Genomic DNA, 18,731 nt, shown 5'->3' with positions numbered 1-18,731 from the left:
AACCATTTTTCTGTTTTGGGGGCAGGTAGTTCTGCGGTGTGCACCTCGGATCACCCGGGGGGCCCCCGGGCGCTGCCCGCGCCCCGCCCCCACCGCTTGTCCGTCGCTCGGGGCTACTTCTTGCTCTTGCCGCCGCTGTCGTCGCTGGACAGGACCGCGATGAAGGCCTCCTGCGGCACCTCGACGGAGCCGACCATCTTCATCCGCTTCTTGCCCTCCTTCTGCTTCTCGAGCAGCTTCCGCTTACGGGAGATGTCACCGCCGTAGCACTTGGCGAGGACGTCCTTGCGGATGGCGCGGATCGTCTCGCGGGCGATGACCCGGGAGCCGATCGCGGCCTGGATGGGCACCTCGAACGCCTGGCGCGGGATGAGCTCGCGCAGCTTGGCGACGAGCCGCACACCGTACGCGTACGCCGCGTCCTTGTGCGTGATCGCCGAGAAGGCGTCCACCTTGTCGCCGTGGAGCAGGATGTCCACCTTGACCAGGCTGGAGGTCTGCTCGCCCGTGGGCTCGTAGTCGAGCGAGGCGTAGCCGCGCGTCTTGGACTTCAACTGGTCGAAGAAGTCGAAGACGATCTCGGCGAGCGGCAGCGTGTAGCGGATCTCGACGCGGTCCTCGGAGAGGTAGTCCATGCCGAGCAGCACACCGCGCCGGGTCTGGCACAGCTCCATGATCGAGCCGATGAACTCGGACGGCGCGAGGATCGTGGCCCGCACGACCGGCTCGTACACCTCGCCGATCTTGCCCTCGGGGAACTCGCTCGGGTTGGTGACGGTGTGCTCGCTGCCGTCCTCCATCACGACCCGGTAGACCACGTTCGGCGCGGTCGCGATCAGGTCGAGCCCGAACTCGCGCTCCAGGCGCTCGCGGATCACGTCCAGGTGCAGCAGACCGAGGAAGCCGACGCGGAAGCCGAAGCCGAGCGCGGCCGACGTCTCCGGCTCGTAGACCAGGGCGGCGTCGTTGAGCTGGAGCTTGTCGAGGGCGTCGCGCAGCTCGGGGTAGTCGGAGCCGTCCAGCGGATACAGACCGGAGAAGACCATCGGCTTCGGGTCCTTGTACCCGCCGAGGGCCTCGGTCGCGCCCTTGTTCAGGCTGGTGATCGTGTCACCGACCTTGGACTGGCGGACGTCCTTCACGCCGGTGATCAGATAGCCCACCTCGCCGACGCCGAGGCCGTCGGCCGGCAGCATCTCCGGCGAGTTGGTGCCGATCTCCAGGAGCTCGTGGGTGGCGCCGGTCGACATCATCCGGATCCGCTCACGCTTGTTGAGCTGGCCGTCGACGACACGGACGTACGTCACGACACCGCGGTACGAGTCGTAGACCGAGTCGAAGATCATCGCGCGGGCCGGGGCGTCGGCGACGCCGACCGGCGCGGGGATCTCGGCGACGACCTTGTCGAGCAGCGCCTCGACGCCCATGCCGGTCTTCGCGGAGACCTTCAGCACGTCCTCCGGGTCGCAGCCGATGAGGTTCGCCAGCTCCTCGGAGAACTTCTCGGGCTGCGCGGCCGGCAGGTCGATCTTGTTGAGCACCGGGATGATCTTGAGGTCGTTCTCCATCGCCAGATACAGGTTGGCGAGGGTCTGGGCCTCGATGCCCTGGGCGGCGTCGACGAGCAGGATCGTGCCCTCGCACGCGGCGAGCGAGCGCGAGACCTCGTACGTGAAGTCCACGTGCCCCGGGGTGTCGATCATGTTGAGGATGTGGGTGTTGCCCTGGTCCGGGCCCTCGGTGGGGGCCCAGGGCAGCCGCACCGCCTGGGACTTGATCGTGATGCCGCGCTCGCGCTCGATGTCCATCCGGTCGAGGTACTGAGCACGCATCTGCCGCTGTTCGACCACTCCGGTCAGCTGGAGCATCCGGTCGGCGAGCGTGGACTTGCCGTGGTCGATGTGCGCGATGATGCAGAAGTTGCGGAGCAGCGCCGGGTCGGTACGGCTCGGCTCGGGCACATGGTTAGGGATCGCGGGCACGCAGGGTCCTGTCTCTTGAGGCGCCTTATGCCTCGGGTCGGATCGATACGTAGCTTCCATGGTCCCACGGACGGGGTACCGGTACCGGTCTGGGCCGGTACCGGTGGCGGTCTGGGCGGGTACCGGTGCCGGTTTGGGCCGGTGGGGGGTGGCCACCGGGGCGGCTACCGGGACGGCCACCGGGGGCGGACTGGGCTGGTGGGGGCGCCCACCGGGACAGCCATCGGGGGTGGTTCGGGCCGGTGGGGCGCCCACTGCGGCCGCTACCGGGACGGCCGTCGGGGGCGGATCGGGCCGGTGGGGGTGCCCAGTGGGGCGGCTACCGGGACGGCCGTCGGGGGCGGATTGGGCCGGTCGGGGTGCCCGGTGGGGTGGCTTCCGGGACGGGCATCGCGGGTGGTTCGGGCCGGTGGGGCGCCCACTGCTGCCGCTACCGGGACGGCCGTCGGGGGCGGATTGGGCCGGTGGGGCGCCCAGCGGGGCGGCTACCGGGATCGGGTCGGGCCGGTCACGTGTGCGGCGGCGCCGGGCCGGGTCGGTCACGTGTGCGGCGGGGCCGGGCCCGGGCCGGAGAACGGTGCGGACCGGGACCGGTTTGGGCCGGTGGGATCGCGGCTGATATCGTGGGCGGCTGTGTCTCATGCCCTCTAAGCCCGAGGCACGCACTCAGTGAAAATCACCGGTACGGGGCCGTCACAGGACCCGTACCAGAACCTGCAAAGGCTCATTTCGTGGCGAACATCAAGTCCCAGATCAAGCGGATCAAGACCAACGAGAAGGCGCGGCTGCGCAACAAGGCCGTCAAGTCCTCCCTGAAGACCGCGATCCGCAAGGCCCGCGAGGCCGCTGCCGCGGGTGACGTCGAGAAGGCCACCGAGTACCAGCGCGCTGCCGCGCGCCAGCTCGACAAGGCCGTCTCGAAGGGCGTCATCCACAAGAACCAGGCCGCCAACAAGAAGTCGGCGCTTGCTTCGAAGGTCGCCGCGCTCAAGGGCTGAACCTCTGTCTTGACCTGACGCCGGAAGGACCCGGGCGGGCCCTCTCTCATCCGCCCCCGACCGGCAACCCGAACCCACACGCGACTGCGTTCGCCACGCGGGTGTGGGTTCACCTTTGCTCGACCCGAGACCCCGTCCGCACGCGGCTGCCGCCGCCGAGGGCGGGGTCTCGTGTGTGCGGTCAGCCTCGGCCGTGGGAGCGGGCGGCTCGGGCGATCGTGACGACCGCCTTCTCCAGCGCGTACTCCGGGTCGTCCCCGCCGCCCTTGACCCCGGCGTCCGCCTCGGCCACGGCGCGCAGGGCCACGGAGACCCCGTCCGGCGTCCAGCCCCGCATCTGCTGCCGCACCCGGTCGATCTTCCACGGCGGCATCCCCAGCTCCCGGGCCAGGTCCGCCGGACGGCCCCCGCGCGCGGAGGACAGCTTGCCGATGGCCCGCACGCCCTGCGCGAGCGCGCTGGTGATCAGCACGGGCGCGACCCCCGTCGACAACGACCACCGCAGCGCCTCCAGCGCCTCCGCCGCCCGCCCCTCCACGGCCCGGTCGGCGACGGTGAAGCTCGACGCCTCGGCCCGCCCCGTGTAGTACCGCCCGACGACGGCCTCGTCGATCGTCCCCTCGATGTCGGCGGCGAGCTGCGTCACGGCCGACGCCAGCTCGCGCAGATCACTGCCGATGGCGTCGACGAGCGCCTGGCACGCCTCGGGCGTCGCGGACCGCCCGAGCTGACGGAACTCCCCGCGCACGAACGCCAGCCGGTCCGCCGGTTTCGTCATCTTCGGGCACGCCACCTCGCGGGCCCCGGCCTTGCGCGCGGCGTCGAGCAGCCCCTTGCCCTTGGCGCCCCCGGCGTGCAGCAGCACCAGGGTGATCTCCTCGACGGGCGAGCCGAGATACGCCTTCACGTCCTTGACGGTGTCCGCCGACAGATCCTGCGCGTTGCGCACGACGACGACCTTGCGCTCGGCGAACAGCGACGGGCTCGTCAGCTCGGCCAGCGTGCCGGGCTGCAACTGGTCCGAACTGAGGTCCCGCACATCGGTGTCCGCGTCAGCGGCCCGCGCCGCCACCACGACCTCCCGCACCGCGCGATCGAGCAGGAGATCCTCCTGGCCCACCGCGACGGTGACGGGGGCGAGGGGATCGTCGTTTGCAGTCTTCCTGGCCATCGCGGACAAGCATCCCACGGGCCACTGACATCAGGACCTGGCGGCGCCTAGGGCTCCTCGCGCCAGCCGTCCCAGCCCGCCGCGAACTCGTCCAGCTCCCCCGCGTCGAGCCGTCCGCGCGGGTCCTCGACGACCACCAGCCACTGCGCGTCCTCCGCGTCGTCCTCACCGGCCAGGGCGTCCCGTACGAGCTGGGGCTCCTCGGTCACGCCGAAGCGCTCCCCCAGCGCCTCGGCGACCTCCTCCGCCGCGTCGCGGTCGGGCAGCACCAGTACGTGTCTCACATCGCTCACGTCCCTATTTTCCGCCACCCGGCGACCACTCCGTACCCGCCCGCCCGCCTGACTTTCGTGCAGGGCAGGGAAGGGCAGGATGGGGGCGCGGGTGTCATCCGCCGTGGGCCGCTTCACCGTTCCGCACCGGCTCAGCCCTTCATGTGCACCACCTCCAGTGCGCGCCCAGGGAGCCGACCGGATTCGCCGGGGCCGCCCGTCCCGCCCCGCGCCTTCCCCACCACCGCCACCGCCCCGTCCCGGTCCGTGCGCAGCACCGTCGCGCCCCCTTGCCGCAACGTCTCCACCGTGCGCCGTGCCGGATGGCCGTACGGGTTGTCGGCGCCCACCGAGATGAGCGCGAGCCGGGGAGCGACCTTGCGCAACAGCTCCGGGTCCTGGAACGCCGAGCCGTGATGAGCCACCTTCACAACATCGACGGGTGGCAGGCCGCCCCCGGCGGCGGTTCTCAGCAGGGCGCGCTGCGCGGGCGGTTCCAGGTCGCCGAGCAGCAACAGGGTCAGCCCCGCGGTGCGCACGAGCAGCGTGACGCTCGCGTCGTTCGGCCCGTCCGGCGCGGGGAACGGTGCCGCCGGAGGCCACAGCACCTCCCAGTCGAGCGGCCCGCTCCTGCGCCGCTCGCCGGCCGCCGCCCGGACCACCGGGACCCCGTGCCGCGCGGCGAGGCGCCGGACGAACGCCACCTGGTCCCTCGGCTCCTCGAACCCCGTCGTCTCGATCACCCCGACCGACCGCCCCCGCAACACCCCGGCCAGCCCCGCCACATGGTCCGCGTGAAAGTGCGTGAACAGCAGCAACGGCACCTTCGTAACGCCGAGCGAGCGCAGACACCGGTCCACCGGCACCGGATCGGGCCCTGCGTCCACCACGACGCCCGTCCCGGCCCCCGCCGCGAGCACCAGCGCGTCGCCCTGCCCCACATCGCACATGACCATGCGCCAGCCCGGCGGCGGCCACCCCGTGATGACCCGGGTGAGCGGGGGCGGCCGCACCACGGCCAGGAGCAGCAGCACCGCGCAGGCCGCCACCGTCCAGGGCGACTGCACCACCCTGCGCCCCACGAGAACGGCCACGACCGTGCCGACCGCGAGCAACGCCCCGCCGCGCCAGCCGTCCGGCCAGTCCACCCCGTTGCCCGGCAACGCGGCCCCCGTCCGCGCGATGCCCGCGATCCACCCCGCGGGCCAACCAGCGCACGTGGCCAGGAGGCGCGCGACGGGCATCGCCACCGGCGCCGTCGCGAGGGCGGCGAAGCCGAGCACCGTCGCCGGGGCCACCGCGAACTCCGCGAGCAAGTTGCACGGCACGGCCACCAGGCTCATCCGCGCCGCCAGGACCGCGACGACCGGCGCGCACACCGCCTGCGCCGCCACGGCAGCGCCCAGCGCCTCGGCGAGCCGCGCCGGGACCCCGCGCCGCCGCAGCGCCTCGCTCCACCTCGGGGCGAGCGTCAGCAGCGCCCCGGTGGCGAGCACCGACAGCAGGAAGCCGTAACTCCGTGCCAGCCACGGGTCGTAGAGGACGAGCAGCAGCACCGCCGTGGCCAGCGCCGGGATCAGCGATCTGCGGCGCCCCGTCGCGATGGCGAGCAACGCGATCGCCCCGCACGCCGCCGCCCGCAGCACGCTCGGCTCCGGCCGGCACACCACCACGAAGCCGAGCGTGAGGGCTCCGCCCAGCAGGGCCGTCGTCCTGAGCGACAGACCGACGCGGGGCGCGAGGCCGCGCCGCTCCACGAGGTGCGCGGTGCCGGGCGGCCCGATCAGCAGCGCGAGCAGGATCGTGAAGTTGGCTCCGCTGACCGCCAGGAGGTGCAGCATGTCCGTCGCCTCGAACGCCGCGTGCAGCTCGGGTGTGACACGGGCCGTGTCGCCGATCACGAGGCCGGGCAGCAGCGCCCGCGCGTCCTCCGGCAGCCCGTCCGTCGCCTCGCGCAACCCGGAGCGCAAGGTCGCGGCCAATCGCTGCGGACCACTTGCCCGCGCCACGATCCGCGGCCCCGCCTGCCCGACCGACCCCGGCGCCTCCGACCGTGCTCCCGGCCCGGCCCACCTCGCCGGTTCCACCCGCGCCGTCGATCCCTCCCGCCCTGTCGATCCCTCTCGCCCTGTCGATCCCTCTCGCTGCCGGACACGTAGCACCGCCGCGACCCGGTCACCGTCCCTGAGCGCCGGGGCGAGTCCGCCCTCGACCTGGATCCGTGTACTGGGCAGCAGGGACAGCCACGCGCTGCTCCGCCCCTCGACGACGGCCAGGACCGGTGCCCGGGTCCGCCGTACCGTCCCGTCCGCCTCTGTCACCCGTACGAGATCCGCCTCGACCAGCACGACGGTCGGCGCCCTGTGGTCCCCGGTGACCCGGGGCCGACTGAGCCGAGGGTCGGCGGTCACCTCCAACTCCGCGCCGACCCGCGCGTAACGGTCGGCCAGCTCGGGCACAGGCCCCCGTCGCAGCTCGGCCCCGTGCAGCCCGCCGGAGACCGAGGCCGCCGCGACACAGAGCAGCAGCACCGCGCCGGTCGGGCCCCGCCAGGAGCGCCGCCCCGCGCCCGGCCTCCGGCACAGCGCCAGCAGCGTCACCCCGGCGCCTCCGCACGCCACCGCGAGGGCCGCCACCCAGTCGCCCGGCAGGGTCAGCGTCACCGCCGCCGTCAGCCACACCGCCAGCGCGGGTGGCACCAACCGCAGGTCCAGGGGGTCCCGGGGCGCCCGGGGTCGCGTCGGGTCCGGGTGCTGTGCCGGGTTCACGGTCGCACCAGGTCGTGCAGGTCCTCGAAGCGGCGGTCACCGATCCCGTTCACCTCGCGTAGTTCGTCGACGGAGCGGAAACCTCCGTGCTCCGTGCGGTAGTCGAGGATGTGCTGGGCCAGGACGGGGCCAACGCCCGGCAGCGTGTCGAGCTGCTCCAGCGTGGCCGTATTCAACCCGATCGGCCCGGCGGGGGCCGACCCCGCCGCTTCCCCGGCGCCTGCACTGCCCGGCCCGCTCGACCCGCCCGACCCGCTCAACCCGCTCGGCCCGCCCGGCGCTCCCGGCGCTCCCGCGACCGGTGCCGCAGGCGCGCCCACCAGCACCTGCTCCCCGTCCGTGAGGAGCCGGGCCCTGTTCAGCCCCGAGGTGTCCGCACCCGGGCGGACCCCGCCCGCCGCCCGCAGGGCGTCCGCCACCCGGGCCCCAGCCGGCAACCGTCGCACCCCGGGCCTGCGCACCTTGCCGCCGACGTCCACGACGACCATGGCGGCCCCGCTCGACATCGCCGGGCCCGGTCCGGCAGGGGCGTCAGCGGCTCCCGACCGTTCCTCCACCGGGGACGGCACCGCCGCGCGGACCGTCTCCGGCGCCCGCACCGACTGCGTACGCCCCGCCCAGAAGTGCTGCACCGCGAAGAGCGCCACCACGCCGAGGACGACGACCAGGGCCAGCGCGCCCCGGCGCTCGATCCCGATCCGCCTCTGCGCCCACAGCGGCAACCGGTCGCGCACGGCGAGCACCGCCTGCTGTCGCCAGGTGTGCGTCGGCTCGTGATCGGGCGCGGGCGGGGGTGGAGGTTCGGGCTCCTGCTCGGGCGCGGGCCGCGCCGCGTACGACGGGGGCGGCGCGAACAACGCCTCCGCCCGTACCCGCGTCAGCTCCCCCGCGAGCTGCCTGCGACGGGCGCGCCGCCGGACGGTGTGCCGGTGCCGGGTCCGGCCGTCGGAGGCGGGGCCCCGGCCCGGCCCGCTGGATACGTGTGCTGTCCGTGACAGTGATCGAAGTGCCATGCCACGAGACGGTAGGCATCCCGCGCCACATCAGTGGATCTTGGTCGTTTTCCGGGGACAACTCCGCGATTGTGGAAAGCTCCGTCACTCCCGCGCGCCGCACGCCGCTGACGCGGTCCGCCTACGACCGGGGCGACACCACGGCCCCCACGAGGCCGGGTCCGGTGTGCGCCCCGATCACCGCCCCCACCTCGCTGACGTGCAGCTCCCCGAGCCCCGGCACATGCTCGCGCAGCCAGCCCGACAGCGCCTCCGCCCGCTCGGGCGCCGCGAGGTGATGCACGGCGATGTCGACCTGCCCGCTGCCCGCCCGCTCGGCGACGACCTCCCGCAGCCGCGCGATCGCCTTCGACGCGGTGCGGACCTTCTCCATGAGTTCGATGCGCCCGCCGTCCAGCTGGAGCAGCGGCTTGACGGCGAACGCGGAGCCGAGCAGCGCCTGCGCCGCCCCGATCCGCCCGCCGCGGCGCAGATAGTCCAGCGTGTCGACGTAGAAGTACGCGGAGGTGTCGGCGGCCCGCTTCTCCGCCGCGGTCACCGCGTCGTCGACGGTGCCGCCCGCGGCGGCCGCCTCCGCCGCCGCCAGCGCGCAGAAGCCGAGGGCCATGGCCACCATCCCGGTGTCCACGACGCGTACGGGGACGGGCGCCTCCTTCGCGGCCAGGACCGCCGCGTCGTACGTCCCGGAGAACTCGGCGGACAGGTGCAGCGAGACGATGCCGGTCGCGCCGGACTCGGCGACCTTGCGGTAGGTCTCGGCGAACTGTTCGGGGCTCGGCCGCGACGTCGTCACCGAGCGGCGCTTGCGCAGCGCCTCCGCGACCGAGCGGGCGGAGATCTCCGTGCCCTCCTCCAGCGCCCGGTCACCCAGGACCACGGTCAGCGGGACCGCGGTGATGCTGTGGTCCTCCATCGTCCGCTGCGGCAGGTAGGCCGTTGAATCGGTGACGATCGTGACATGGCGGGACATGCACCGGAGGTTACCCGCCGGGGCCGTCCCGCGGCAGTCCGGCCCCCGCCGCCCCCGTCAGGCCGGCGAGGTCAAGTCGTGCTCTCGGGGCGGGGATTCTTCTGCCACGGATAGGTGGGGCGCACACCTGGCGGCGTGATCTCGGGCCGCGCGGGCTCCTGGGCGGGTGGGGCGGTGGCGGGCCCGGGCCCGGCGGACCGCTCGTCCTCCGCCGTCGTCCAGTGCCGCAGGGCCCCCGCCTCCACGTCGATCTGCGCGCGCAGGACGTACAGGTCGTCGTCGGCGAAGCGCCCTGCCCGCTCCCGCGCCGCGTGGCGCAGGGCGTCGGCGGACGCCGTGATCTGCTCCGTGCGCGCCTTGAGTTCGGGCAGCAGGCGCCGTACGTGCGCCTTGTCGGGTTCCCGCTCAAGGCGCTTGAGCTCGTCGTCCAGCTCGTGCCCGTGCACGCTCAGGCGCTCGAAGAGGCCGAGGGACTCCTTGAGCGAGGAGTCCTCCCGTACGCGCGCGTGGAGCGAGTCCTGGGTGGCGCGCATGGAGGTGCGCAGCTTCAGCCGCAACTGGGCGAGGTCCGCCGCCGCGCCGGGCTGGGCGAACGTCCGGGCGCGCAGGGTGGTGTCCTCCACCGCCCGCCGGGCCTGGTCGACCTTGCGGTCCACGCCGCGCTTGGCGGCGCCGACCGCCTTCACGGTGGCGTAGGCGCCGAGGACCAGGCAGGCGATGAAGATCAGCGCCACGATCACCAACACGACTTCCATGGCGCTCCTCCGCATCGTCCGGCCGACTTCTCTCCACCGTAAACGGAGCGGGCAGGCCGGGGGTTCCATCGGAACCCCCAACCTGCCCGTAGGGAACAACCCTGAGCGCTTACGCGGGCACGATGTTCACCAGCTTCGGCGCCCGCACGATGACCTTGCGGATCCCGGCGCCGTCGAGCGCCGCGACGACCCGCTCGTCGGCCAGGGCGACCTTCTCCAGCTCCTCGTCGGAGATCGTCGGGGAGACCTCCAGGCGCGCCTTGACCTTGCCCTTGATCTGCACGACGCAGGTCACGGACTCGTCGACGACGTACGCGGGGTCGGCGACCGGGAAGTCCTGGTGGACGACGGAGTCGGTGTGGCCCAGCTTGCGCCACAGCTCCTCGGCGACGTGCGGGGCCAGCGGCGAGACGAGCAGCACCAGGCGCTCGGCGACCGAGCGCGGCAGCGGGGCGCCCGCGTAGGCCTTGACCAGGTGGTTGTTCAGCTCGGTGACCTTGGCGATGGCGGTGTTGAAGCGCATGCCCTCCAGGTCGCCACGAACGCCGTCGATCGCCTTGTGCAGGGCGCGCAGGGTGGCCACGTCGATGTCGGCCTCGGCGACGTCCACGACGGTGACCTCGCCGGTCGCCTCGTCGACGATGTTGCGCCACAGCCGCTGCAGCAGGCGGAACTGGCCGACCACCGCGCGCGTGTCCCACGGCCGCGACACGTCCAGGGGGCCCATCGCCATCTCGTACAGGCGCAGGGTGTCCGCGCCGTACTCGGCGGCGATCTCGTCGGGCGTGACGGCGTTCTTCAGGGACTTGCCCATCTTGCCCAGCAGGCGGGTGACCTTCTGGCCCTCGTAGTAGTAGGCGCCGTCGCGCTCCTCCACCTCGGCGGCCGGTACGGCGATCCCGCGCGCGTCCCGGTAGACGTAGGCCTGGATCATGCCCTGGTTGTACAGCTTGTGGAACGGCTCGGCCGACGAGATGTGGCCCAGGTCGAACAGCACCTTGGACCAGAAGCGCGCGTACAGCAGGTGCAGCACGGCGTGCTCGGCGCCGCCGACGTACAGGTCGACGCCGCCGGTGGGCATCCCCTCGCGCGGGCCCATCCAGTACCGCTCGACCTCGGGGTCGACCAGCTTCTCGCTGTTGTGCGGGTCCAGGTAGCGCAGCTCGTACCAGCAGGAGCCGGCCCAGTTGGGCATGGTGTTGGTCTCGCGGCGGAACTTCCGCGGGCCCTTGCCGTCGCCCAGGTCCAGGGTGACGTTGACCCACTCCTCGTTGCGCGACAGCGGCGTCTCGGGCTGCGTGTCGGCGTCGTCGGGGTCGAACGTACGAGGGCTGTAGTCCTCGACCTCGGGCAGCTCCAGGGGCAGCATCGACTCGGGCAGCGCGTGCGCGACGCCGTCCTCGTCGTAGACGATCGGGAAGGGCTCGCCCCAGTAGCGCTGGCGGCTGAACAGCCAGTCGCGCAGCCGAAAGTTGACGGTGCCGTGGCCGATGCCCTTGCTCTCCAGCCACGCGGTCATGCGCGCCTTGGCGTCGGCGACGCCCAGGCCGTCCAGGCTGACCTCGTCGTTCGCCGAGTTGACGATCTTCGCCTCGGAAGAGACGAACGCGTCGTCCCACGTCGACGGGTCGGTGCCGCGGTCGTCCGAGGGCTCGACGACACAGCGCATAGGCAGCTCGAAGGCGCGTGCGAACGCGAAGTCGCGCGTGTCATGCGCCGGTACGGCCATGATCGCGCCGGTGCCGTAGCCCATCAGGACGTAGTCGGCGATGAAGACCGGGACCTGCTCGCCGCTGACCGGGTTGATCGCGTACGCGCCGGTGAAGACGCCGGTCTTGTCCTTGGCCTCGGCCTGGCGCTCGACGTCCGACTTGGAGGCGGCCTGCTTACGGTAGGCGGCGACGGCCTCGGCCGGGCTCGCGTGCCCACCGGTCCACACCTCGTGGGTGCCCTCGGGCCAGGCGGCCGGGACGATCCGCTCGACCAGGTCGTGCTCGGGCGCGAGCACCATGTAGGTGGCGCCGAACAGGGTGTCCTGGCGGGTCGAGAAGACGGTGATGGCCTCGGTGGCGTCGCCGGAGCCCGTCGGGACCGCGAAGTCGATGCGGGCGCCCTCCGAGCGGCCGATCCAGTTGCGCTGCTGCAGCTTGATCGCCTCGGGCCAGTCCAGACCGTCCAGGTCGTCCAGGAGGCGGTCGGCGTAGGCGGTGATGCGCATGTTCCACTGGCGCAGCTTGGCCTTGAAGACGGGGAAGTTGCCGCGCTCGGAGCGGCCGTCGGCGGTGACCTCCTCGTTGGCCAGGACGGTGCCCAGGCCGGGCGCCCAGTTGACGGGCGCGTCGGAGGCGTAGGCCAGGCGGTAGCCGCTCAGGACGTCGGCGCGCTCGGCCTCGCTCAGCTCGGCCCAGGAGCGGCCGCCCTCGACGGCGCGCTCACCGGACGCGAACTGCTCGACCAGCTCGGCGATGGGCCGGGCCTTCTTCAGCTCGTCGTCGTACCAGGAGTTGAAGATCTGCAGGAAGATCCACTGCGTCCACTTGTAGTACTTCGGGTCGATCGTGGCGAACGACCGGCGCTTGTCGTGGCCGAGGCCCAGGCGGCGCAGCTGCGCCTTCATGTTCTCCATGTTGGCCTCGGTCGACGTGCGCGGGTGGGTGCCCGTCTGCACGGCGTACTGCTCGGCGGGCAGGCCGAACGCGTCGAAGCCCAGGGTGTGCAGCACGTTGTGCCCGGTCATGCGCTGGAAGCGGGCGTAGACGTCCGTGGCGATGTAGCCCAGCGGGTGTCCGACGTGCAGGCCCGCGCCCGAGGGGTACGGGAACATGTCCATGATGTACTTCTTGGGGCGAGTGGCCAGCTCGGAGCCGTCGGCCAGGTCACCGGTGGGGTTCGGCGCCTCGTAGGTGCCGTGCGCGTCCCAGAAGTCCTGCCAGCGTGCCTCGATGTCGGCAGCCATGGCCGCCGTGTAGCGGTGCGGCGCGACCGCCGCCTCGGAAGCGGCGGCGGTGTTCGTCTCGCTCATGATCCTCAAAGCTCCATCGATCGTCTCTGCCGGCGGCCCGTGCTCGAAAATGAAAAAGCCCCTCGCACAGGAGGGGACGCCGCGCCGATTCCGACCTCACGCCCGGGGGCGGGTCGGGACTGATCAGCGCGGCTCACTAAGCAGAAGGCATACGGCACGCATGGCGTCAGGGTACCGCAGGCCCCGCGCGAGCCGCGACGGGCTTCCCCGCGCCCCAGCCATGGCCAATGGTTACTCCGCGTACCGGCCGCTATCGGGGCAACACCCGTACCGGGCCGCCTCAACATAACGGCGGGATAACTCAAACCTCGTACTGACCGGTATGCGCCGACCTAGAGTGCGGGCTGTGGGTCCACTGTGCCGAACCTTTCGGAGTCGCCCCCATGCCCCCTCGAACCCTCCACAAATCGAACTCCTCCCGCTCACTTAGGAGTTCACGCCCCTCCGGTCACAGCCGCCGCGCGAGAACGGGGGTGGTGAGCGCGGCGGTCCTCCTGCTCATACCCGTGGTCGTGATCACGGGGAGCGACGCCTTCCGCGCGGCGCTCGACTTCACCACCGGTGTGCTCTCCCTGGTCTCCCTCACGGCGTCCGTCGTCTGGGGCCTGGTCGCCTCCGACCGCCTGTTCCTGACGTCCCGGCAGCGGCTGCTCTCCCAGGGCGTCCACCGGGCCACCGCGGTCGCCTCGCTCGGCTTCCTGCTGCTGCACGTCAGCGTGAAGCTGGCGCTGGCCCACGTCACGCTCGTCGAGGCGCTGATCCCCTTCGGGTCGGGCGTCACCGGCAGCAGCGGGCTCATCGGCCTCGGCGTGCTCGCCGGTCTCCTCATGGTGACCACCGGCATCACCGGCGCCCTGCGCAGCTCCATGGCGTCCCCCGCCGCCCTCGCCGCCCGCTGGCGCGCGACCCACATGCTCGCCTACCCGGCATGGTGCCTCGCCCTGCTGCACGGCCTGTACGCGGGGCGGCCACCCAAGACGTACGTCGTGGTCCTGTACGGGCTCTGCCTGCTCGGGGTCGCCGGGGCGGTGGCCCTGCGAGCCGCGCCGCGCACGGCGAAGCGCAAGGTCGCCACCCGCGTCCTGGCCTTCCTGGACCCGGGCCCACGGGCACCCGGCAAGGTGCTACGCAACACCCCACCGGCCCCACGCACACCCGACGGGGTGCTACGTAACACCCCACCGCACCCACGCACACCCGACGGGGTGCTACGTAACACCTCACCGGCCCCACACACACCCGACGGGGTGTTACGTAACACTCCGCTGGACCCCCGCACGCCCGACGAGGTCATACGTACAACGCCTCTCGACCCCCCGGCCCGCCCGGCACCGCCACCCATACCGCCCTCGGCACCCGCACCGAACCCGCCGTCGGCCCCCGCCCCCGCGACACCCACCGGCATCGGTTTCTCGGCCGCCTACCGCGCCGTCTCCGCGAGCCCCCGCGTCGAGACGACACCGCCGCCACCGCCTCCGCAGCGCTGGCCCACCCCCTCACCGCCGCCGCCGGCGCAGGCCCCGCAGTCCTCGTACGACCCCCTGTACGAGACGCCGTACGAGGGCTTCCCCACCTACGAGGGCGACGCGACGCACAACGGAACCGGCGAGCCGCATGAGACCAACGGACCCTACGAGACGTACCCACCCCATGAACCACCCACCGAACCGCTCCCCGGCCCCTTTCAGGCCCCCGCGTCGGGTGAGCCCTGGAGCACGCCCTACGGAGGCACGCAGTGAACACCGCACTGCCGGATGTCCCGGAGGTCCGCGTCGTCGGCCTCCCCCAGCTCACATCCGGGTTCGACCTCGTGGACCGGCTCGACCTCGACATGCACCTCAAGGTCCACGGCCCGCTGAAACCCATGGGGGGCGAGGCGCTCGCGCGACTGGCGCAGGCGGTGTCGCTGCGGGGCCGGGGCGGCGCGGGCTTCCCGTTCGCCAAGAAGCTGCGCGCGGTCGCCGAGTCCGCGATACGGCGCGGCATACGCCCCGTGGTCGTCGTCAACGGCAGCGAGGACGAGCCGGCCTGCCGCAAGGACACGGTGCTGCTCAACCGGGCCCCGCACCTGATCCTGGACGGCGCCCTCCTGGTCGCCGAGGCGCTCGGCGCCCGCACTCTCGTCGTCGGCGTGACCCGGGACTCGACGGAGGCGTCGATGCGGGCGGCCCTCGCCGAGCGCGGTCTGACGAACCGGCGCAACGCGCCGCTACGCGCGCGCGTGCAGCGCAATCCGGTCCGCATGGTCACCGGCGAGTCCTCCGCGCTGATCCGCTCCGCGGACGGCGGGCCGCCGATGCCGCCGGGCCGCAAGGTGCGTGCCTCCGACGCCGGGGTGGGCGGTGCCCCGACGCTGCTGTCGAACGCGGAGACGTTCGCCCAGCTCGCCGTCGCCGCGCGGACGGGCCCGGAGCGCTACTGCCGCACCGGCCTGCACGACGAGCCCGGCACGGTCCTGCTGACGCTCTCCGGCGCCGTCACCCGCCCGATGGTCCTGGAGGTGCCCTCCGGTGTCCCGCTGCGCTACGTCCTCCAGCTCGCCGGCGCTCCCCCGCTTCCCCAGGGCGTCCTCACGGGCGGCTACCACGGCAAGTGGCTGGACGGGGTGGGCGCGCAGGACGCCATCGTCTCCCGCGCCTCCCTGGAGGCGAGCGGCGGCGCCCTGGGCGCGGGCGCGATCCTGCCGATCGGCCCGGACACCTGCCCGCTCGGCGAGGCCCTCAAGGTGGCGCAGTGGCTGGCCTCGGAGAGCGCGGGCCAGTGCGGCCCCTGCTACCTGGGGCTGCCCGCGGCGGCGCGCGGCCTGGAGGACGTCCTGAACGGCGGCGGCCCCACCGCCCTGGAGGCGCTGCGCGAGGTCACGCGCGCGGTGAAGCGGCGCGGCGCCTGCAAGCACCCCGACGGTTCGGCGGCGTTCATCGAGTCGACGATCGCCGCGTTCACGGACGACCTCGCGGCGCACGTGCTCGGCACCGGGTGCGGCCGTCCGGTGCGCGGGGTGCTGCCGCTGCACACGGAGGCCCCGGCCGCGGCGGCGCCCAGCGGCAGGCGGCTCGCCGTCGACTGGACGCTGTGCAAGGGGCACGGGTTGTGCGCGGACATCGTGCCGGAGCTGATCCCGCTCGGCCCCGACGGTTTCCCGGCGGTCGCGGAGGTGGCGGTGCCGCGCTACTCGGAGGCGAACGCGGTCCGGGCCGTGCGCCGCTGCCCCGCGCTCGCCCTGCGCCTGGAGGAGGACACGTCGGCGCCACCCCGGCCCGTGCTCCCGCCCGCGCTGCCGCCGGGCCGCAGCCGCGCCCGCAGGTGACATGACACGCACCACGACACGCACACGCACGCACACAAGAAAGCGGGCCATCCGATTCGGATGGCCCGCTTTCCCACTGCTTCGAACTCTTGTGGAGCTAAGGAGAATTGAACTCCTGACCTCCTGCATGCCATGCAGGCGCTCTACCAACTGAGCTATAGCCCCTTGCGGTGTTCCGCCCGGTTCCCCTGTCGGTTTCCCCGGCGGCGACGCCAACATTACACGGTCACCCAGGTGCATCACCAAATCGTTTCCGATCCGGCCCGATTTGGGCGGCTTTGCGAGCCGCCGGGTCTCACGGGACCGCCGGGTCAGGTCCTGGCGAACGAGTAGAACCGCTTGAGGGTGCAGTGCTCGTCCAGGAGGCGCCCGTAGATCGGCTCGCCCTCCAGCTCCCGGTACGTCTCGATCGGGTCGCCTTTTATGATCAGCGCCCGCGCGCACTCCTCGCACCAGTACTGGTAGTTCGGGTTCGCCGGTTCCATGTCGCGCACGATGGGCGTGCCGCTGCCGCACCAATCGCACTTCCGCCTGTGTGCACCCATGTGGATCCGCTCAGCTCCAGCCGTGGCCGCAGGACGGACAGTCGAGGTGGGCCGGGGAGGAGGGCGCGGGTGACACGAGGACGCCGAGGAAACGGTGGGTCTCCTCGATGATGCTCAAGGGCATCGTGCGGTTCCTTCCCTCGGGCCGTTCTCACCGGTCGGACTCAGCCCCCTTCCGGCCGTCCGATTCTGCCACGGCCGGAGCAATACGGTCAGCGACGCCTGCGTACCAGTCCGGATACGGCGCCCAGGGCGGCCGCGGCCGCCAGCGCATAGGTGCACATCAGGAGCGCGTCCACAGAGGTGTACGCCCCGGAGGCGCCCGTCGTTTCAACGCGAGAGAGGAAAAGTGCGCCAAAAGCGGCCACACCGAGAAGTTGGCCGAGTTGTGTCACTGTGGCGAGCAGTCCGCTCGTCGAAGCTGCGCGCGGACGACGAAAGATCCCGCCCCTGAGGGGACGGGATCTTTCCGAGTGTGGAGCTAAGGAGAATTGAACTCCTGACCTCCTGCATGCCATGCAGGCGCTCTACCAACTGAGCTATAGCCCCTTGCCGTGTTCTTTCCTCCGGGTTGTTTCCCCGGCGGCCCGAACAAGAAGAACTTTAGCCTGCGACCTGCCGGAAAGTGAAATCCGGCCCCCGCTCCCCGCGGGGACCGGCTCAGTCGTCGTCGCCGAGGACCGGCTCGGGCAGCGTGCCCGCGTTGTGTTCGAGCAGCCGCCAGCCGCGCGCGCCCTCGCCGAGGACGGACCAGCAGCAGTTCGACAGACCGCCGAGCCCCTCCCAGTGGTGGGACTCCAGGCCCAGGAGGCGGCCGATGGTGGTGCGGATGGTGCCACCGTGGCTGACCACGACGAGCAGGCCGCCCTCGGGCAGCTTGTCCGCGTGCCGCAGCACGACCGGCGCGGCCCGGTCGGCGACCTCGGTCTCCAGTTCGCCGCCGCCGCGGCGCACGGGCTCACCGCGCTTCCACGCGGCGTACTGCTCCCCGTACCGGGCGATGATCTCCTCGTGCGTGAGGCCCTGCCACTCGCCGGCGTACGTCTCGCGCAGGTTCTCGTCGTACGCGACGTCGAGGCCGGTCAGGGCGGCCAGCTCGGCGGCGGTGGCCGCGGCCCGCTTCAGGTCGGAGGCGACGATGGCGTCCGGCTTCAGCGAGGCGAGCAGCCGGGCCGCGCGGCGGGCCTGGGCGACACCGGTCCCGGTCAGCTCGATGTCCGTACTGCCCTGGAAGCGGCGCTCCAGGTTCCAGGACGTCTGACCGTGCCGCCACAGGATGACGCGGCGGCCCCGGACGGAGCCGCTGGTCAAAGCACCTCACCGCCGAGGTCGCGGATCTCCTCCGCTTCCGCCGCGGCCTGCTCGCGCTGGGAGTGCTCGGCGGCCTTGCCGCGGGTGGCCTTGGCGTCGGCGGGCAGCTCCAGCTCGGGGCAGTCCTTCCACAGCCGCTCCAGGGCGTAGAAGACGCGCTCCTCGCTGTGCTGGACGTGGACGACGATGTCGACGTAGTCGAGCAGGATCCAGCGGGCGTCGCGGTCGCCCTCGCGGCGGACGGGCTTGGTGCCGAGCTGCTTGTTGAGCTGCTCCTCGATCTCGTCGACGATCGACTTGACCTGGCGGTCGTTGGGCGCGGAGGCCAGCAGGAAGGCGTCCGTGATGGACAGCACGTCGCTGACGTCGTAGGCGATGATGTCGTGCGCGAGCTTGTCGGCGGCCGCCTGCGCGGCGACGTTGATGAGCTCGATGGAACGGTCGGTGGCGGTCACTACAAGGCTTTCGGTCGGCGGTCAGAGTCCCCGGGATGGCGCCGCCGGGGGTACCACAAGGGTCTCACGGACCGCCGAATGGACTTACGGCTTTCCCGGCGGCCCCGGCCCGTACGGGTTCCGGGGCCGCCGGGGGCGTCATGGGCCCGGCGTCATGGACCG

14 protein-coding genes, 2 tRNA genes and 1 pseudogene are annotated in these 18,731 nt (G+C 72.4%); 3 read left to right on the top strand and 14 right to left on the bottom strand.

What is annotated here, in order from left to right:
• Positions 1–113 precede the first annotated feature (113 nt).
• A complete protein-coding gene (gene lepA / locus ABZ877_RS26230; RefSeq protein WP_361075315.1) occupies positions 114–1,982 on the bottom strand; it encodes a translation elongation factor 4 in 1,869 nt (622 codons plus the stop codon).
• Between the two features lie 731 nt (positions 1,983–2,713).
• On the opposite strand from lepA, the gene rpsT reads away from it, so the two are divergent.
• The gene (rpsT, locus tag ABZ877_RS26225) at positions 2,714–2,980 is read left to right on the top strand and encodes a 30S ribosomal protein S20 (protein WP_009188551.1); all 267 of its coding nucleotides are present in this window, start codon (positions 2,714–2,716) and stop codon (positions 2,978–2,980) included.
• A gap of 181 nt (positions 2,981–3,161) precedes the next feature.
• On the opposite strand, the gene holA is transcribed toward rpsT, so the two are convergent.
• From holA to leuS, 7 genes are all read right to left on the bottom strand, one after another.
• Complete coding sequence (gene holA, locus ABZ877_RS26220) at positions 3,162–4,151, bottom strand: DNA polymerase III subunit delta (RefSeq protein ID WP_361075313.1); 990 nt, start codon at positions 4,149–4,151, stop codon at positions 3,162–3,164.
• Positions 4,152–4,198: 47 nt separating this feature from the next.
• Complete coding sequence (locus ABZ877_RS26215) at positions 4,199–4,444, bottom strand: hypothetical protein (RefSeq protein WP_361075311.1); 246 nt, start codon at positions 4,442–4,444, stop codon at positions 4,199–4,201.
• 131 nt (positions 4,445–4,575) lie between these two features.
• Positions 4,576–7,191, bottom strand: coding sequence for a ComEC/Rec2 family competence protein (locus tag ABZ877_RS26210; RefSeq protein WP_361075310.1), 2,616 nt, complete (start codon positions 7,189–7,191; stop codon positions 4,576–4,578).
• On the bottom strand, positions 7,188–8,204 hold the full coding sequence (locus ABZ877_RS26205; protein WP_361075308.1) for a ComEA family DNA-binding protein: 1,017 nt from the start codon (positions 8,202–8,204) through the stop codon (positions 7,188–7,190). Before ABZ877_RS26205 ends, ABZ877_RS26210 begins: the two co-directional genes overlap by 4 nt.
• 121 nt (positions 8,205–8,325) lie before the next feature.
• Positions 8,326–9,174, bottom strand: a complete 849-nt coding sequence (locus tag ABZ877_RS26200) for a DegV family protein (protein ID WP_361075306.1) — start codon at positions 9,172–9,174, stop codon at positions 8,326–8,328.
• Positions 9,175–9,245: 71 nt separating this feature from the next.
• Positions 9,246–9,929 carry a hypothetical protein gene (locus tag ABZ877_RS26195; protein WP_361075304.1) on the bottom strand — a complete coding sequence of 228 codons (684 nt, stop codon included), beginning with the start codon at positions 9,927–9,929 and terminating at the stop codon, positions 9,246–9,248.
• Between the two features lie 109 nt (positions 9,930–10,038).
• Complete coding sequence (leuS, locus tag ABZ877_RS26190; RefSeq protein ID WP_361075302.1) at positions 10,039–12,951, bottom strand: leucine--tRNA ligase; 2,913 nt, start codon at positions 12,949–12,951, stop codon at positions 10,039–10,041.
• A gap of 476 nt (positions 12,952–13,427) precedes the next feature.
• Between leuS and ABZ877_RS26185 the strand changes: the two genes are divergently transcribed.
• Both ABZ877_RS26185 and ABZ877_RS26180 read left to right on the top strand, forming a co-directional pair.
• Positions 13,428–14,690, top strand: a complete 1,263-nt coding sequence (locus ABZ877_RS26185; protein ID WP_361075300.1) for a ferric reductase-like transmembrane domain-containing protein — start codon at positions 13,428–13,430, stop codon at positions 14,688–14,690.
• Complete coding sequence (locus ABZ877_RS26180; protein WP_361075298.1) at positions 14,687–16,258, top strand: NADH-ubiquinone oxidoreductase-F iron-sulfur binding region domain-containing protein; 1,572 nt, start codon at positions 14,687–14,689, stop codon at positions 16,256–16,258. Before ABZ877_RS26185 ends, ABZ877_RS26180 begins: the two co-directional genes overlap by 4 nt.
• Positions 16,259–16,350: 92 nt before the next feature.
• On the opposite strand, the gene ABZ877_RS26175 is transcribed toward ABZ877_RS26180, so the two are convergent.
• The 6 genes and pseudogenes from ABZ877_RS26175 to rsfS form a co-directional block, all read right to left on the bottom strand.
• Positions 16,351–16,423, bottom strand: a tRNA-Ala gene (locus ABZ877_RS26175).
• A gap of 146 nt (positions 16,424–16,569) precedes the next feature.
• Positions 16,570–16,803, bottom strand: a complete 234-nt coding sequence (locus tag ABZ877_RS26170; RefSeq protein ID WP_361075296.1) for a hypothetical protein — start codon at positions 16,801–16,803, stop codon at positions 16,570–16,572.
• A 212-nt stretch (positions 16,804–17,015) separates the two neighbouring features.
• Positions 17,016–17,228, bottom strand: a pseudogene (locus ABZ877_RS26165) (MFS transporter); the annotation flags it as partial.
• Positions 17,229–17,279: 51 nt separating this feature from the next.
• Positions 17,280–17,352: transfer RNA gene (locus ABZ877_RS26160), tRNA-Ala, on the bottom strand.
• A 111-nt stretch (positions 17,353–17,463) separates the two neighbouring features.
• Complete coding sequence (locus tag ABZ877_RS26155; protein WP_361075294.1) at positions 17,464–18,114, bottom strand: histidine phosphatase family protein; 651 nt, start codon at positions 18,112–18,114, stop codon at positions 17,464–17,466.
• A complete protein-coding gene (gene rsfS / locus ABZ877_RS26150; RefSeq protein WP_361075292.1) occupies positions 18,111–18,569 on the bottom strand; it encodes a ribosome silencing factor in 459 nt (152 codons plus the stop codon). Before rsfS ends, ABZ877_RS26155 begins: the two co-directional genes overlap by 4 nt.
• Between the last annotated feature and the right edge of the window lie 162 nt (positions 18,570–18,731).

It is taken from the genome of Streptomyces sp. NPDC046939 (assembly GCF_040644575.1).
Lineage (GTDB): Bacteria > Actinomycetota > Actinomycetes > Streptomycetales > Streptomycetaceae > Streptomyces.
The sequence above is the reverse complement of the archived record's forward strand: the minus strand, read 5'-3'. Positions and strand labels throughout refer to the sequence as shown.